Source organism: Arenibacter sp. F26102, from assembly GCF_023015865.1.
Taxonomy (GTDB): domain Bacteria; phylum Bacteroidota; class Bacteroidia; order Flavobacteriales; family Flavobacteriaceae; genus Arenibacter.
On sequence record NZ_JALKBC010000008.1, the window covers coordinates 63854 to 81113 of the forward strand.

The window sequence follows — 17260 nt, forward strand, 5'->3', positions numbered from 1 at the left end:
ATGATAGACAAGATACTTCTAGAACAGATTGTCTCTAATTTTAGGGAAGCCATCCGTGTGGTAACGATCAATAAGGTTAGAACCTTTTTAACGGCATTGGGAATCATATTTGGTGTTGCAGCCGTAATTACCATGTTGTCTATTGGGAATGGGGCAGAAAAAGAGATTTTGGCACAATTGGAACTCGTAGGTGTAAACAACATTGTGGTTACCCCCATACCTGACGAAGAAGATGAGAACGTTAGTGAGGACGATGAGGGTGCCAAAGAAACGACCCGGTTTTCAAAAGGATTGGATCTATTGGATGTAGCCAGTATAGCAAATAATATTCCAACCATAAAAGCCATTAGTCCCGAAATAATCCTGGAAACTTATGTCATAAATAAGGGAAGGCAAAATTCGGTAAAATTAATAGGCGTTACCAATTCCTTTTTTGAAACCTCTAACATTCATATAGGTAAAGGCATCAACTTCTCGGAGGAGCATTCTGTAAATGCTTCTTCGGTATGTATTATAGGGGAAAAGGTTGAAAAAAAATTATTTCCGGGCGAGAGTGCCATAGGCAAACAAATCAAGGTCAAAGACGTTTGGCTTCAAGTGATCGGAATAATCGAGGAAAAGCTAATTTCGGAAAAAGCTCAGGAAAACCTAGGCATCAGAGATCTTAATCAAGATATCTACATTCCTGTTAAGACTTTTTTGGTCCGCTATAAGGATAGAAAGATTATATCCGATGAACCCTTAGATTTTAGTGGAGGAGGAATGATCATAATTGGTGGCGCCAACAATGGACCCAAAAAGAGAATACCCAGGGGCAATTATCATCAGTTGGACAAACTAACGGTTCAGGTAAATAATTCCAACGAACTAAAATCGACCGCTGAAGTACTTAGCAAACTCCTTAAAAGAAAACATAATGATGTTTTGGATTTTGAAATAACCATTCCTATACAATTGCTAAAGCAGCAACAGAAAACGAAACAGATTTTCAATATAGTGCTTAGTGTTATTGCCGGTATATCCCTCCTTATTGGTGGCATCGGTATTATGAACATTATGTTGGCCTCAGTATTGGAACGCACTAAGGAAATCGGTATCATGCGGGCCATTGGGGCTACCAAGCAGGATGTTATTCTACAGTTTTTATCGGAGTCTGTACTAATAAGCTTAGGTGGCGGGATTATAGGGATAATATTGGGAATTGTGGCATCCTACGGGTTGGAATTGGCAACCGGAATAGAGACAATACTTTCATTAAACTCCATAATTTTATCCTTTTTTGTAGCCACTTTCATAGGGCTTGCGTTTGGAGTTTTACCTGCTAAATCCGCTGTGAACAAAAATCCAATAGAGGCCATAAGACGGGAATAAAATAATATTACGAATAACATTTATTACAATTACCCTCCCCCACTATATCAATCAAAACAGTCCAAAATGAAAAAATGTATTTTGTTGATGTTCCTTTGTTCAAACCTTTTTGTACTGGGACAGACCAAAAAGCTCACGCTAACTGAGGCCATTGAAATGGCGAAAAAAAACTCCCCTGAATACCAAGCAGTACTTAATCAATCACAAGCCAGTTATTGGAAATACAGAACCTATGTGGCCCAATTTTTGCCCCAATTTAGATTGTCAGCCACTTTGCCGGATTATTCCAAATCCATTACAAGAATTACAAATGATGAGGGCCAGGATATTTTCGTAAATCAGAATCAATCCAGAGTAGATGGGACTTTGTCCATAGACCAGCGGGTTCCTTTCACTGGAGGTAACCTTTCCCTTAATTCCCAAATCCAAAGAATTGACCGCTTTGGTGCAGATGAAAACAGCAACTACTCCCTGACCCCATTTTCCGTAAATTACTATCAAAATTCCTTGTTCTTTAATCCCTATAAGTGGGACAGGCAAATAGAACCTTTAAAATACGAGGAATCCAAGCGCGAATTTATAGAACGGATGGAGGATATTTCTTTAAGCAGTTGTCAGCGGTATTTTGGGTTATTGACCGCGCAAATGAGGTTAAAAAATTCCAAGAATAATTTGGCCACACAGGATACCTTATTACAGATTGCCAAAGGGAGGTTCGAAATTGGAAAGATTGCCGAAAATGAGCTATTGCAGATGGAACTCGGACATTTAAACTCAAAAAATGAAGTTACAACAAACACTATCCTACTTAAAAGAACTTCACAAAATCTAGCCCGTTATTTGGAATTAGAAACCGAAAACATAGAACTCTTCATTCCCGAGAAACTGGTAGATTTTGAGGTGAGTGTGCAGACGGCCCTAGATGAAGCTACCACCAATAGAAAGTCTGTTATCGAATTTAGAAGGAGACGATTGGAGGCGGAAAGAAATCTTGCTGAAATAAAAGGTAACAATAGGTTGGAAATTAATGTTAATGCCAATTTTGGATTAAATAAACGCGCCGATGATTATGACGCCTTATTTCAGGACTATGACAGACAACAAAGGGTTTCCGTAAGGTTAGGAATCCCCATTTTTGATTGGGGGGTATCCAAATCCGAAAGAAAAATGGGAGAGGCCGATCTAGGTTTGGTAGAAACAAATATTAAACAAGAACAGCAGGCCTTTGAACAGGAAATTTATCTACATATATTAAATTGGTCCAGCAAACGTGATTTTCTTTCCACCTCGGAAAAGGCCAAAGAGATTGCCATTAAACGTTATCAAATTACTAAGGAGAGATATGTTCTGGGAAAAATTACCATTACCGATCTAAATCTGGCACAACAAGAAAAAGATAAGGCGGAGATCGATTACCTAAATTCTTTGGAAAATTTTTGGACCGATTATTATACCTTGAGAAAACTAACGTTGTACGATTTTATCAATGACAAAAAGATTGAAACTGAAAATATAATTTTTGATTAAATGCCTATATTTTCAGGGAACGAACCTATGAACGGGCTTCCACATTTAGAGGATAGTAAAAAGATTTTACAAGTAAGGGCCAAACAGTTTAGGATTTGATTTTAGTTTTCATAATTTTATCCTTTAAAATAATACTGCATGACCATTACACAATTGCAATATGTACTAGCCGTAGCCGAGTACCAAAATTTCACCTTGGCAGCCGAAAAAAGCTTCGTTACCCAACCTACCCTAAGTATGCAAGTACAAAAATTGGAGGATGAATTGGACATATTGATTTTCGATAGAAGTAAAAAACCCATCACCATAACAGAAGTGGGTGCAAAAATTGTGGCACAAGCTAAGAATATTGTCAACGAGGCCAACCGTATCAAAGATATTGTAGACCAAGAAAAAGGGTTTATCGGTGGGGAGTTCACCTTAGGAATAATTCCTACAATTATGCCCACCCTATTACCTATGTTCCTTAGGACCTTTATTAAGAAATATCCTAAAGTAAACCTGATTATAAAGGAACAAAACACTGATAATTTAATCCGGAACCTACAAGATGGCCATATTGATGCGGCCATTGCGGCCACACCTTTGGAAATCGAATATATAAAGGAACGCCCACTATACTATGAACCTTTCGTAGGCTACGTACCGCCTAACCACCGATTGGGGCAATCGTTCGAATTGACTCCGGAAGATCTGGAAATTTCAGATGTCCTGCTTTTGAGGGACGGACACTGTTTTAGGGATGGGGTAATAAATTTGTGTAATGCTTCCAAAAATTATCAGGAAGAACACTTTCAATTGCAGAGTGGTAGTTTTGAAACACTGATCAACCTGTCTAACGAAGGTTTGGGCATGACCCTCCTACCCTTTCTAAATACAATAGAACTCGATGATAAAAAGAGGCAGAACCTCAAATTTTTTAAAAATCCATCTCCAGCACGGGAAGTAAGTCTAATATATCATAAGAGTGAGCTCAAAATACAGATTACCGAAGCATTATATGATGTGATCGCCAGTGTAGTAAGAGGCGCTATTGCTTTCCAGGACGTAAAAATTATTAGTCCGTTAAACAAATAGCTAATTTATTTTTCGATATTTATAGGAGCATTCCTCAATACAGCCCACGTTGGACAAAATAAGATTTCCTTCCGAAAAATTCATATTGAAATTGGTCTCAATAGCATTGTTTTCACAGTGATATCTCAATGTTAATACTTGATCATTTGTACTGAAGATTCCATTGACAATTCCACCACAGGCCTTCTCGTTATGGGTATAGGATCCATTTGCCTTAAATTCGAATTTAGGTCCATTGGCTACCATTGTCCAATTTTCAACAATGTCGCCAGGACTTATTTTAGTAGCTTCCAATTGCCATTCCCCGAGAAGTTCGTTGGTAATTACCGGCAAGGTATCTTCGTCCTTTCCACAGCTCAAAACGATTAGAACAATCAGGTAGGTTAAATATTTCATGTATATAAAATTGGGGGTCCGCAATTATATACGTTTGAATTAAGCAAAAAAGTTGTTATCGAAACAAAACAATTATTAAAATAATTGCCTCGCTCCCGCTTGGCAGGCCATAAAAAAAGCCACCATATAAGGGTGGCTTGTATCTAAGCTTTTAAATAAAGTAAGCTTTGTTGTAGTTCCGGCTTGTCAAAAATGAATTGTTTTAACCAGAGTTTTAATTCTTCTATTTCAAATGGTAATAGTCTTGTCACTGCTTTTTCTAGTTCTTTGCAAAATAACTTTGTATCAAAACTAACCTTTTGCAGTACGGTTTTAGTGTACTCTAACATAGCTCTTGCCATATTTCAAAATAATTTTAGGTTGCTAGGACTAAGATAACCATTAAAAGATATATATTATTGCTGTCTTTCCGTTAAATAATAGATAAAAGGATGTTAAAGTCGATGACCGTACAATTTCAAATACCATATTCAGATAAAATACGTATACTTAAACCGTTAATATTAGTTTGTTTCTCGATGATTTTTACGGGATGTAAAACCTTTAAAAACAATAAGTTATCCAAAGAAATTAATAAACAGCTAAGTTCCGTGGCAACTACTAATTACTTCCAAGGCGTTTTAGTCTATGACCCTGTTAGAAATGATACGGTGTATAGCCACAATAGTCAGAAATATTTTACTCCCGCCAGTAATACCAAAATAATTACATTATTTTCTTCACTTAAAACCCTACCGGATAAGATTCCTGCGCTTAAATATGTGGTTAAAAATGACACCCTCTATATGGAAGGCACGGGCGATCCAACTTTGTTGCATTCCTATTTCGCAGACAGTACCGCAATAAAATTTGCCCAGGAATACGAGAACATATCCCTCTACTTGAATAATTTTAAGGAAAGTAGGTTTGGCCCCGGTTGGGCATGGGAGGATTATGAGCTGTATTTTAGTCCGGAAAGAAGTGGCATGCCTTTATATGGCAATGTTGTAACTATTTCCAGTAAAGACAGTGTACAGGTTATACCAAGCTATTTCCAAAATCAAGTAGTACCTATAACTTATAGCGTAAACAGGGAACTGTACAACAATACCTTTTATTTTGATACACAAAGAAGAGATACTTTGGAGAGTCCTTTTATGATAGATAGCACTCTTACCAAAAAACTGCTGGAAACAGTACTTCTTAAAAAGGTGAATATTGTACAAAAAATGCCAGATACGGAAAAACAAATATTGTACAGCGTTCCTTCAGATTCCGTATATAAAAGAATGATGCAGGTAAGTGATAATTTTCTGGCAGAACAATTATTGATTTTAAGTTCCTCTACCCTTTCGGATACCTTAAACAGTGCCAAGGCCAGAAAGTTTATTTTGGACAACTATTTACAGGAACTTAGACAACCACCCCGATGGGTGGATGGTTCGGGCCTTTCCCGATACAATTTATTCACACCGGAAACCATGGTATATGTACTGAATAAAATGTACCAAGAAATACCTCGTGAACGCCTTTTTAACTTTTTCCCTGTTAGCGGCCTATCAGGAACTTTAAAAGGCAAATTCAACGGTAATGACAGCCCTTATATTTACGCCAAAACCGGGTCGCTGGGCAATAATTACTGCCTTAGTGGATATCTGATAACCCGTTCGGGGAAAACCTTGATATTTAGTTTTATGAACAATCATTTTACCAAGAGCAACGCGGAGGTAAAACAACAAATGCAATCCATTTTCGAAATGATCAGGGATAATTATTGACCCAAGACCTTACTTTCATCAACATGCTTCCCAAATTTTAATGACAAGAGCCTTAGTTTAGGGGCAATATAGGTATCACAAAATGGCTTTTGTGGATTGTTAAAATAATAATTTTGGAATGCTTTGTCCGAAAGTTTAAAATCCCCAAACGGCAAGACCTTGGTTACCAAAGGTTTTTTAAAACGCTCTTGAAGATTCTGTAATGACGCTTTGGACTTTTCAGTATCCAATGGGTCAAAAGTATAAATGGCAGACCGATATTTATTCCGCATGCTGTGATCTGAAGTCGATTTATGGGTATGCAGGTGTATTAAAATTAAGTCTTCGAGGGCGATGGATTTTGAATCGTAATACACAATAACAGCCTCAGAAAAGGAAGATTCTTTCCCTTTTGGAGCAACAAAACCCTGTTCTACCACTCCAACACCTTTCAAGGACTGGTAAACCGCTTCGGTGCACCAATGGCATCCACCTCCAAAACCAATTTTCTGATTTGTTTTCATAAGGGATTGGTCGCAAAGCTAATTGGAAAATAACCCATTAATTTTAGCATATTGCAGTAACATTATGGTCTTGGCGTCCTTTATTTCTCCCGAAGCTATCATAGCCAATGCTCTATCAAAAGGCAACTCCAATACTTCAATATTTTCCGTTTCGGATTCTGCTCCGCCACCATCGCTCACCTTCATTTTTTCTTCGTAAGATCCAATAAAAAAATATAGAACTTCGGTTACGGAACCGGGAGACATGTAGGATTCGAATACCTTTTCCACATGATCTAATTTATATCCTGTTTCCTCCTCCGTCTCCTTTTTAATGCAATCCTCCGGATGGTCACCGTCCAACAGACCGGCACAGACTTCTATCATCATGCCCGACTCGTTGCCGTTAATGTACGTTGGCATTCTAAACTGTCTTGTAAGGATAACACTTCCTTTCTTTTTGTTGTACAATAGGATAGCTGCACCATTACCCCTATCATATGCTTCACGGGATTGAGATTCCCAATTCCCATCCGCTTTTAGATAATCAAAAGTTATCTTTTCAAGTTTATACCAGTTGTTGGATAAAAGTTCCCTATTTACGTTTCTTACTTTATTGCTTTTCACTTTGGGAAGGTTATTTTATTAATTTCATACAAATCTAGGGATTTTAAATATCCAGATAACGGTGATAATAAATTTCATTTTGAATAGGGTATATAGACTTTAATGCAATTGTTACAGGAATAGTCCAATCAACAAGATAAAGTCTTTTTCAACGGAACTCCATATGCCCATTGGGAGCGCTGCAACGTATAATTAATACGTCATCGGTTTGTAGCGCGTATCTGTTTAAGTCGGAAAGAAAGTTTCGCCTCCACTGCCTCCTTTACAAAATGATCGGTTTTATCTACAGATATTCCCTATGTAAACAATTGTCCTTCAACAATAAATTTTTCAACAGCCTACCCTTACACAGTAACCGCCTTGTTCAAATACCTTCTAAAGGGCAGCATTTCCATATAAATAGAGATTACCTTCTCCTTAAAACCAGGCAGTAAAACTTCTTCTTGGGTCAAGGGATGCATTACGGCAAAGGTCTTATTGCGCAATAGATCTATATGTGGATGGTCATTGGAAAATCCTTTGGGTGCTTTCTTTAGGGTTTCATCCAGAACCAGCTCCCCAAAGGTTTCTTTAAATGTCTTTTTATTCAGAATTTTTTTGAGTTCTTCACCGTCATAATCAATGGCCTCACGAATACTTTTTAAGGTTTTGGGGTCTGGTCTCCAAATTCCACCGGCCAGCATAGAACTACTAAGTCCAATCTCAACATAAAAGTCACCCGTATTGGGCGCCTTATCCAGCCCTGCCCCAAAATGGTCCTTGTAAGTAGGTTTATTGGGATGAAACATTAAATTATTATTGATGCGATTTATTCCTTTTTTACCCGGTGTGCCATAGTATTCATTATCCACGGCCGCCAAGGCAAGATCCAAATCATTCAACCATCCTATATATTCGTCCCTAACTTCTTTATACCAATTTCGGTTTTTATCCATCCAATCCTTGGAATTGTTCTGGTTGAGCTGGGTTAGAAATTTAAACAGGGAATTAAAATTCATTATTAGGATATGTTATGATAGGTAATATTATGGATTATTAAATTCTTTAAAATCGGTTATCCCCGTCCAATAGATCGCCCAAGCCACCTAAAATACTTCCTTCTCCCTTATCCTTCCCTCCTCTTGGAATTGATGCCAAGATTCTTCCGGCCAATCGGCTAAAAGGCAACGACTGAATATAAACAGTACCAGGACCCCTTAAGGTGGCATAAAACAGACCTTCACCTCCAAAGATGGTATTTTTAATTCCACCAATAAATTCTATATCATAATCCACATCCTTTGTAAAGCCAATAATACAGCCGGTATCGACTTTTAGAGTTTCGCCAGGGCCCAATATTTTTTTAGCTATGGTACCACCAGCGTGTACAAAAGCCATTCCGTCTCCCTCTAATTTTTGCATGATAAATCCTTCTCCCCCAAAAAGTCCACGACCTAGTTTTTTTGAGAATTCAATACCTACGGAAACCCCTTTTGCTGCACATAAAAAAGCATCTTTCTGACAAATAAACTTTCCTTGGAATTCAGTAAGGTCTATTGGAATAATTTTACCTGGATACGGGGAAGCAAAACTCACTTGCTTTTTACCGTGACCTATATTTAAAAATGCCGTCATAAAGAGGCTTTCCCCTGTCAGCAATCGCTTGCCAGCAGAGAACAATTTGCCCAGGACACTGTTGTCCTGATTGGATCCATCCCCGAATATGGTATCCATTTTAATGTCGGAATCCATCATCATAAAACTCCCTGCTTCCGCCACAACTGCCTCCTGGGGATCTAATTCAATTTCTACATATTGCATTTCCTCACCATAAATCACAAAGTCTATTTCGTGTGCATTCATATTCTAACTTTATTATTTTGATTTTTTTCAAACTATTAGTACCAAAAACTACCGTTCTGTTACAATGTTCCAATAGTATATTGGTAAGGTGGCCTAATTGGTAAATTGATCCATTAGTGCATTCTTACATTACTACATTGATTCATTGGCAAATTAAACAATTGGAACATTAACCCTTAACCTTAAGGGTCCATTCAAAATTAAAGGTTGAAACTACAATACCCTCTTCATTGACCCCAACGGATTTCATCCACACGGTCTGTCCCTCCCCTGTAGCAATAGTATTCTTTATGGCATCGGAAATAAGATGCCCATCTGTACAGGTAAAGGTGATTTTACCAGTGGCTTTCTTTGAAAAATTAGCATTATTGTTCGCCACCAACATCGAAATATTCCTTCCACTTTTCCTAATCTGATTCATTACCATGGCTCCTGTTGTTAGTTCCGCCGCCATTCCTTGAACAGCCCAAAACAAGGATTTAAAAGGATTTTGATTTATCCACCTATGTCTAACGGTTACAATGGCTTTTTGATCATCAATATACCTTAAACGCACTCCTGTCCACCAAACGGCAGGTAGCTTAAAAAAACTGAACATGTTTATTTTACTCGCATCTGATGCCATAGGTATAGTTTAATTTACTTCAAAAGTATGTAAAATGTACGAACAAATAAATGTTAATTTACTGTTAAAATTTAGTACTTTGTTTTGCATAGTACCTTCTTTTAGATATATATTTGCATAGGAAGTTATTATGTGTAGTAGATTTGACTTCCAAAATCCAGTACCCTGATTCATATTTCAGGCTAAATATTAAGTGGAAATCATTATTACTCCATTTTAGAATGGAAAACAAATAGTAAAACCGTAGAACACTAATTAAAACGCCATGACCGAAACACTTAGTAAATACGAAAAAAATTTGTCGGCCATAATTCATGCCTCAACTTTTTCCAAGTACTTTATCCCCTTCGGGAACTTTCTCCTGCCATTGATACTTTGGACAGCGAACAAGAAAGATCATGGATTCGTAGACCAAAATGGAAAACAGGCCTTAAATTTTCAGATAAGCCTTCTATTGTATTCAATTATACTGGGTATTTTAACTGTGCCTTTCTTTATTGGCATTATTCCAGAAATTATTCATCAGGGAGATTTTGGTTTCGCGCAGTTCAATAATTTCAATGGATTTAATTTTGATTTTGATTTTAGCCAAATAAAATTGGGCAAACTACTCTGGCCTTTGGGAATAGCTGTAGTTGCACAGTTGGGACTTTTTTTGGTGAATATAGTTTATACCATCCTAGCTACCATTCGTACCAGTGAAGGACAGGATTTTAAATACCCAATAAGTATAACATTTATAAAATAACACATAATCAAATTAGTACTCATCACACTAATTACGGAGTTTATTCATCTAATCAGTCAAAAGTGAAACACTTAAATGCGATCATCAAAAAAACGAACAGTTAAATTATTATAATCATGCAACTATGAATATTGAAAATACAAAAGCACAGATGCGCAAGGGAGTCTTGGAGTACTGCATACTTTCCATTCTCAACGGAAAGGACAAGTATACCTCCGAAATTCTGGACACCTTAAAAGACGCTAAAATGCTAGTAGTGGAAGGTACTATTTATCCACTCCTCACACGACTAAAAAATGCGGGACTTCTTAATTATCGTTGGGAAGAATCTACATCAGGCCCCCCAAGAAAATACTACACCCTAACCGAAACAGGTAAACTTTTTCTAAAAGAATTGGATACCACTTGGGATGAATTAAGAAATGCGACGAACCTCGTAACCAAAACAAAAAACAACTAAAAAATGAACAAGACAATAAATATAAATCTGGCCAATTTATTCTTTCATATAGATGAAGTAGCCTATAGCAAACTTCAACGCTATTTAGAGGCCATAAAACGCTCTTTCGCCAATACCAGTGGTAGTGACGAGATTATAGCGGATATAGAAGCCAGAATTGCCGAACTCTTCCATGAAAAAATGGAAAACGAAAGACAGGTAATTACAGAAAAGGAAGTGGACGAGATTATAGGCATAATGGGACAACCGGAAGATTATATGGTTGATGAGGACATTTTTGAGGATCAACCAAAAACTTCCAAAAACCAGGGACGTGTAAGGAAATTATATCGGGACGTAGACAATAAGTATATTGGAGGTGTATCTGCTGGTCTGGGGCATTATTTTGGCATAGACGCCCTCTGGGTTAGACTGTTATGGATCCTACTGACCATTTTTAGCTGGGGAGGATTTGTATTTATCTATGGTCTACTGTGGATATTAATTCCCGAGGCCGTTACTACTGCCCAGAAGTTGGACATGCGCGGTGAAGCGGTTAACATAAGTAATATTGAAAAAAAAGTAAAGGAAGGTTTTGACGACGTAGCCGAGAAAGTAAAAAACGTGGACTATGAAAAAGTGGGAACCAAGGTTAAAGATGGTAGTAGGAGCTTTTTTAACGCCATTGCCGATATTATTATGTTTTTTTTTAAGATCATTGGCAAATTTATTGGGATTATACTGATCATAATCGGTGCTTCTGGAATTGTTGCATTGTTCGTGGGTCTTTTTACCGTTGGTATATTGGATATTATACACCTACCAGGCATAGATTTTTATTATATGGTGAACTCAACCAATACCCCTGTTTGGCTGGTATCCCTACTGGGCTTTTTCGCAATAGGGATTCCCTTTTTCTTTCTCATGTACCTAGGCTTAAAGATTTTGGTGAACAACTTAAAATCTATTGGTAATGTTGCAAAATTTACACTTTTGGGATTGTGGTTGATCGCTATTATTTTATTGGCCGTTTTTGGCATAAGACAAGCAGCTGCCCACGCCTATACCGGTAATGTTTCAGTAGAGCAGGAACTGGCCTTCCAGCAGCCGGACCAACCCATGAAAATCATTTTGAAGTCCGGTTCACATCTAAATAATGGCAATAAAATTGGAATAAACGGGGTAGTTCTGGATTACACTGAAAATGGTGAAGAAGTACTGGTTTCGGAAGATGTTCGTCTAAACCTTAAAATGTCCAAAGATTCCATTGCCCGTATCGAGATACGTAAGAATGCCAATGGGAATTCTTTTAAAAGTGCCACTGAGACTGCGGACGAAGTGAACTATAATTATGATTTGCAAGGAAACACTTTAATATTGGACGATTTTTTGACTACCGCCAAAGAAAATAAATACAGGGACCAGGAAGTAAGAATAGTTCTATATATCCCAGAGGGCACCGTATTGGCATATGAAAGCGACAATAATCATTGTTGGACAATGAGAGCTCCCTTGGATCGCGACATGAATGGTTGTGAAATGACCAAATACCTATGGAAAATGAATGTAAATGGGAAACTAGTATGCCAAAATTGTCCTGTTACTGTAGAAAGCTATGATGATGATAATAATGGTAAAATAATCATAAATGAGGATGGAGTGGATATAGATATAAAAGGAGACGGGGATAATTTTAAACTAAAAATCGACGAAAAGGGCGTACAGTTTAAAACGAAGGACAGTAGAAAAACGGTAATAAAAAAAGATACAGTTCAGTAGGCACTTGTAACAGCTCAGTAATATATAGTGGGTTTAAAGAAACCTAATTAGTATTTTTATTTAATCATTAATCAATCCTTGAACACCTCTTTCCCCCAGGGTTTATTTCAAGCCAAAAAACAACAATCATGACAACACTAGCAAGAATTACCATCACCCTTATCTTGGCAATTTTATTTTCTTCCTGCGGTTTCGATATTAATATTGGAAACGGCAAGAAGGGAAATGGAATTGTTGAAGAAGACCATCGTGCCGTTAACTCGGATTTTACCGCTATTTCAGCCTCTGAGGGTTTGGATGTTTATGTTACCCAAGGCAATGATTTCGAAATTGTAGTGGAAGCGGACAAAAATATAATAGACCTTATAGGAACCGATATTAAAAATGGTACATTACGAATTCATGCCATCGAAAATATTGGTAGGGCTACCAAAAAAGTTTACGTTACCTTACCAGTAATTAACACTTTGGAAACTTCCAGTGGTGCTGCCCTGACTACCAAAAATGCCATTAGCGCACAAAATATCGATTTAAGTGCCAGTAGTGGTTCCAATCTTCAAATAGAGGAACTCAAGGCATTGAATGTAATAGCGGAATGCAGTAGCGGGGCCCATATTAGGCTGGCCGGAGAAACAGAAACACTCAACAGCAGTGCAAGTAGTGGCTCAGGAATAAAAGCTGAAAACTTAAACTCTGCCAAATGTAGTGCCAGTGCCAGTAGTGGCGCTGGTATTACAGTTAATGCATCCGAATCCTTAATAGCAAAAGCTAGTAGCGGCGGAAATATACGCTATACAGGAAATGCCACTGTAGAACATAAAAAATCGAGCTCTGGAAGCGTAAGTGCACTCTAAATTACAAACAAGGCCTTGGCAACAACTGTATTGCACAAATGTTGATAAAACCCATTGAGATTTCAATGGGTTTTGACTTTCCAATACATTAGCTTTCTTTATATTCGTTCTATAAATTTTGGTATGAAAATAAAGATTAAAAAATACGTACTCCCTTTAAAACACACTTTCAGCATTTCCAGGGAATCCCATGATTTTCAAGATTCTATGATCGTTTCTTTGGAACTGGATGGTAAAACGGGCCATGGCGAGGCAACTTCCAACCCCTATTACAAAATAACCTTTGAAACCATGCAGGCAGAGATTGAAAATGTTAGAAATGACATTGAGCAATTCAATTTTAAGGAACCCGAAGCATTCCATGCATTTTTGGTTTCAAAGAATCTGAGCAATTTTGCCATTTGTGCATTAGATTTAGCTGCCAATGATTTATTTGGAAAAATACAAGGCAAACCCCTGTATGACTTATGGAATACGGACAACAGCACTTATCCGATAACCAATTATACCATAGGATTGGACTCCATTGAAAAAATGGTGGATAAAATGAAAGAAATGCCCTGGCCCATATATAAAATTAAACTTGGCACCGATAAGGACGTGGAGATTGTAAGGGAGTTGCGCAAACATACGGATGCTATTTTTAGGGTTGATGCCAATTGTGCATGGACCGCTGAAGAAACCATCCTGAATGCCCCATATTTAAAGGTATTGGGTGTGGAGTTTATTGAGCAACCCCTTAAGGCCGATGATTGGGAAGGCATGGAAAAGGTTATGCATAAAAGTGTTCTGCCCATTATAGCGGATGAAAGCTGTATAGTGGAAGCCGATGTGGAAAAATGCGGCCTTCATTTTACGGGAATAAACATAAAATTGTCCAAATGCGGTGGGCTTACCCCGGCAAGACGTATGATTGAGAAGGCCAAGGAAATGGGACTTAAGGTAATGGTAGGTTGTATGACGGAATCTACTGTGGGAATATCGGCCATAGCCCAATTAATTCCACAATTGGATTATGTAGATATGGACGGTGCCATGTTGCTCAAGGAGGACATTGCCGATGGGGTTATTATAAAGGACAATGGAAAAGTAATCTTTCCTTCCGTTGGAGGAAGTGGAATAAGCTTGCGATAATGACATTTTATATCGATCGCTTCCCTGGCAGGGAAATAGAGCTGGAACAGAAGAAATACTTGTATTTTGGTGGCACCTCCTATCTAGGACTTCAGACGGATGAAGCTTTCCAGAACATCTTTATATCCAATATAAGGAAATACGGAACAAATTACGGGGCATCTAGAAAATCGAATATCCGAATTTCAATTTATAAGGAGTCGGAAAAACATTTATCCCGTCTAGTAGGAAGCGAGGCCTGTATTAGTCTGTCGTCTGGATATTTGGCAGGACAACTTGTGAGACAATTTATGGATACCAAGGCAAATAGGCTATTCTATGCCCCAAATACCCATTCTGCGCTCTATTCCCCTAACCCTAGCATATCTAAACTTAAACCTTACAAAACGTTCACCGCCTTAAATTTAGCCGTAAGAGATCATTTGAAAGCCGATCAAGAGACCACACCAGTGGTGTTTTTGGATGCCATTGATTTTTCCGGATCTAACTATCCCGATTTTGAGGGATTAAAAATGCTACCATTGGAAAATATCATTCTAGTGGTAGATGATTCGCACGGAATTGGAATTGTCGGCAACAACGGGGGTGGTGTTTTTCGCAATATTAAGGATTTAAACCCAAAGGAATTGATTGTTTGTTGCTCATTGGGAAAGGGTTTTGGGATACAGGCAGGTACCGTTTTTGGTTCTAAAATACGTATGGAACAATTGGTGGACACTCAGTTTTTTGGAGGTGCAAGTCCGGCCACACCTGCTGCCATGGCAAGCTTTATTGATGGAAGTGAGATTTTCAAAGAAAAAAGGACTATCCTAAAAAATAATATTGATTTATTCAGGTCCAATATAAAAGCGCTGGACAAGTTCAAGTTTATGCAAGAACATCCTGCGTTCAGTTTTAGTGATGAGGAACTCACCAAATATCTGCAGGAGCAAAAGGTAGTGGTGACAAGTTTTCGATACCCAGATGAAGATTCCACTCTTATGAGCAGAATCGTAATCAGCGCCCATCACACAAAGAAGGATATCCTTTTATTGTGTAATCTAATAAACTCATATTTCTAAAAAAAACGGCCATCCAAAAAAGGACGGCCGTTTCTTTTAATAGAGAACAATTAATTTCTAGTTATCCCACCATACTGGTGTAACCGGAGATTGTTGATTTGCCAAAACATTAGCCTCATTTCGGCTTAATTCGGTTGAGGGATAAATGGCCCTCCTAAACCACTGTCCAAAATACTCGCTGTCGTCACTTGACTCATCCAACCTAATTTGCAGACCGGTAAATACATCGCTAGAAAAATCATATCTCCTAAAATCCACAAAAGTTTCAGGATTCAAAAAGTTATGGATGTATTTTTCCTTCATGATATGATGCAACATTAAACCTGCTTCCCCAACCGCAATGGCACCGTCGGCTAAATAATCGGTTCCATCAACATCATACATATCCATACTGGCCTGTATGCCTTCCACATAAGCGGTATATGCCTCTGTGGTGGATCCTATACTGTTCGTATTACCACCGTTGGCCAAAAAAGCGGCCTCAGCCTCAATAAATTTGGCTTCGGCATAACTGATCAACATTAAAGGAGAATCCACACTAGTATAATAGCCATCTGTCTTAAATCGGGTATTGGCATCGCTACCGTCCGGGGACTTCCCTTCTCCACCACTAACAAAACCTTTCCATTCAACTTCATCCCCATTTTCTGCGAAAAGAGGCAATCTTGGATCAATGGTAAGTGCAACACTTTCAAAAGGATAGTAATCCCCGTTCATAGAACTTACCAACTGACTGGCTATATCATTGCTAAGGTTACCTGTAGACCTGGCAAGTATTTCAATGGAATACCAAGGGTTGATGTTTTTCTCATTGTAGAACATTTCAAAATTATCATCATTTGAGGTAAAACCATTACCAATAGAGGCCAAGACTTCATTGGCAGTTACGGTTCCTTTTTTAACCAAATGCAATTGATATCTCGCTTTTATAGTGTAAGCTGCCCTTAACCATTGATCCGAATCTCCCCCATAGATAAGGTCTGAGCTCCCTAAATTGAAGCCAGAGTTATCAGGACCTTCCAGGGCAGTGATTGCCGAATTAAGAAGCGTGAATATTTCCGTATAAATCGATTCTTGCGTATCGAAAGTAGGGAAATTATTATCGGGGCCATCAGTGGCATCCGAATAGGGAATATTATCCCAGGTATCAGTTGCTATTCCAAGATTTATTGCAATAACAATATCAGAAATAGCTCCAATATGTGTAGCATTGGTCTCTACAGCCTTTTCCTTGATTGCTTTAAGATTCGGCAATATATAAAGGTAAACCTGACTCCATAATCCACTTGCTTCAGTCTGTCCGGCAGCTCCCCCACCTGTAGATACAAAGTTCTGCACATAATTTCCAAATGCCAATTCAGCAGATCGTTGACCCTCCATGGTACTATGTATTACCGGCGCCATTAAATCCTGCATCCTTAACTCTTCCAAAGTTGCTGTATTGGAAGGGGTATTCACATCAAAATAATCATCACTACACGAAATCTGCGTAACCAATAACAGTGATAAAATTCCAGTTTTTATTATATTGTTTTTCATGT

General features: G+C 38.1%; 18 protein-coding genes. 10 read left to right on the plus strand and 8 right to left on the minus strand.

Going from position 1 to position 17260, the window contains the following annotated elements; genetic code table 11:
- From MWU78_RS13020 to MWU78_RS13030, 3 genes are all read left to right on the plus strand, one after another.
- Window positions 1-1371 (plus strand): ABC transporter permease, encoded by a 1371-nt coding sequence (locus MWU78_RS13020; RefSeq protein ID WP_246998403.1) that lies wholly within the window; start codon window positions 1-3, stop codon window positions 1369-1371.
- A 66-nt stretch (window positions 1372-1437) separates the two neighbouring features.
- Window positions 1438-2898, plus strand: a complete 1461-nt coding sequence (locus tag MWU78_RS13025; RefSeq protein WP_246998405.1) for a TolC family protein — start codon at window positions 1438-1440, stop codon at window positions 2896-2898.
- A 138-nt stretch (window positions 2899-3036) separates the two neighbouring features.
- A complete protein-coding gene (locus MWU78_RS13030) occupies window positions 3037-3975 on the plus strand; it encodes a LysR substrate-binding domain-containing protein (RefSeq protein WP_246998407.1) in 939 nt (312 codons plus the stop codon).
- On the opposite strand, the gene MWU78_RS13035 is transcribed toward MWU78_RS13030, so the two are convergent.
- Together MWU78_RS13035 and MWU78_RS13040 are read right to left on the minus strand one after the other, a co-directional pair.
- Window positions 3976-4371, minus strand: coding sequence for a hypothetical protein (locus MWU78_RS13035; protein WP_246998409.1), 396 nt, complete (start codon window positions 4369-4371; stop codon window positions 3976-3978).
- A 143-nt stretch (window positions 4372-4514) separates the two neighbouring features.
- The gene (locus tag MWU78_RS13040) at window positions 4515-4712 is read right to left on the minus strand and encodes a hypothetical protein (protein WP_103442351.1); all 198 of its coding nucleotides are present in this window, start codon (window positions 4710-4712) and stop codon (window positions 4515-4517) included.
- 177 nt (window positions 4713-4889) lie between these two features.
- Between MWU78_RS13040 and MWU78_RS13045 the strand changes: the two genes are divergently transcribed.
- Window positions 4890-6128, plus strand: a complete 1239-nt coding sequence (locus MWU78_RS13045; protein WP_281503843.1) for a D-alanyl-D-alanine carboxypeptidase — start codon at window positions 4890-4892, stop codon at window positions 6126-6128.
- Here MWU78_RS13045 and MWU78_RS13050 read toward each other — a convergent pair.
- The 5 genes from MWU78_RS13050 to MWU78_RS13070 all read right to left on the minus strand — a co-directional run bounded on the left by MWU78_RS13050 (window position 6122) and on the right by MWU78_RS13070 (window position 9704).
- A complete protein-coding gene (locus tag MWU78_RS13050) occupies window positions 6122-6631 on the minus strand; it encodes a peptide-methionine (S)-S-oxide reductase (RefSeq protein ID WP_246998413.1) in 510 nt (169 codons plus the stop codon). The two genes, MWU78_RS13045 and MWU78_RS13050, sit on opposite strands and share 7 nt — an antisense overlap.
- Before the next feature lie 18 nt (window positions 6632-6649).
- A complete protein-coding gene (nudK, locus tag MWU78_RS13055; protein WP_246998415.1) occupies window positions 6650-7237 on the minus strand; it encodes a GDP-mannose pyrophosphatase NudK in 588 nt (195 codons plus the stop codon).
- Between the two features lie 344 nt (window positions 7238-7581).
- A complete protein-coding gene (locus tag MWU78_RS13060) occupies window positions 7582-8235 on the minus strand; it encodes a DUF2461 domain-containing protein (protein ID WP_246998417.1) in 654 nt (217 codons plus the stop codon).
- 46 nt (window positions 8236-8281) lie between these two features.
- Window positions 8282-9079, minus strand: a complete 798-nt coding sequence (locus MWU78_RS13065; RefSeq protein WP_246998419.1) for a TIGR00266 family protein — start codon at window positions 9077-9079, stop codon at window positions 8282-8284.
- 169 nt (window positions 9080-9248) lie between these two features.
- On the minus strand, window positions 9249-9704 hold the full coding sequence (locus MWU78_RS13070; RefSeq protein ID WP_246998421.1) for a DUF4442 domain-containing protein: 456 nt from the start codon (window positions 9702-9704) through the stop codon (window positions 9249-9251).
- A 265-nt stretch (window positions 9705-9969) separates the two neighbouring features.
- On the opposite strand from MWU78_RS13070, the gene MWU78_RS13075 reads away from it, so the two are divergent.
- The 6 genes from MWU78_RS13075 to MWU78_RS13100 all read left to right on the plus strand — a co-directional run bounded on the left by MWU78_RS13075 (window position 9970) and on the right by MWU78_RS13100 (window position 15719).
- Entirely contained in the window at window positions 9970-10452 is a 483-nt protein-coding gene (locus tag MWU78_RS13075) for a DUF4870 domain-containing protein (RefSeq protein ID WP_246998423.1), read from the plus strand.
- Window positions 10453-10576: 124 nt separating this feature from the next.
- Window positions 10577-10912, plus strand: a complete 336-nt coding sequence (locus MWU78_RS13080) for a PadR family transcriptional regulator (RefSeq protein WP_187584608.1) — start codon at window positions 10577-10579, stop codon at window positions 10910-10912.
- A gap of 3 nt (window positions 10913-10915) precedes the next feature.
- On the plus strand, window positions 10916-12670 hold the full coding sequence (locus MWU78_RS13085; RefSeq protein WP_246998425.1) for a PspC domain-containing protein: 1755 nt from the start codon (window positions 10916-10918) through the stop codon (window positions 12668-12670).
- A 128-nt stretch (window positions 12671-12798) separates the two neighbouring features.
- Window positions 12799-13524 carry a head GIN domain-containing protein gene (locus MWU78_RS13090; RefSeq protein ID WP_246998426.1) on the plus strand — a complete coding sequence of 242 codons (726 nt, stop codon included), beginning with the start codon at window positions 12799-12801 and terminating at the stop codon, window positions 13522-13524.
- A 123-nt stretch (window positions 13525-13647) separates the two neighbouring features.
- Entirely contained in the window at window positions 13648-14658 is a 1011-nt protein-coding gene (locus MWU78_RS13095; protein ID WP_246998428.1) for a dipeptide epimerase, read from the plus strand.
- Complete coding sequence (locus MWU78_RS13100; protein WP_246998430.1) at window positions 14658-15719, plus strand: aminotransferase class I/II-fold pyridoxal phosphate-dependent enzyme; 1062 nt, start codon at window positions 14658-14660, stop codon at window positions 15717-15719. The genes MWU78_RS13095 and MWU78_RS13100 overlap by 1 nt, the downstream gene beginning before the upstream one ends.
- 57 nt (window positions 15720-15776) lie before the next feature.
- On the opposite strand, the gene MWU78_RS13105 is transcribed toward MWU78_RS13100, so the two are convergent.
- Window positions 15777-17258 carry a SusD/RagB family nutrient-binding outer membrane lipoprotein gene (locus MWU78_RS13105; RefSeq protein ID WP_246998432.1) on the minus strand — a complete coding sequence of 494 codons (1482 nt, stop codon included), beginning with the start codon at window positions 17256-17258 and terminating at the stop codon, window positions 15777-15779.
- Between the last annotated feature and the right edge of the window lie 2 nt (window positions 17259-17260).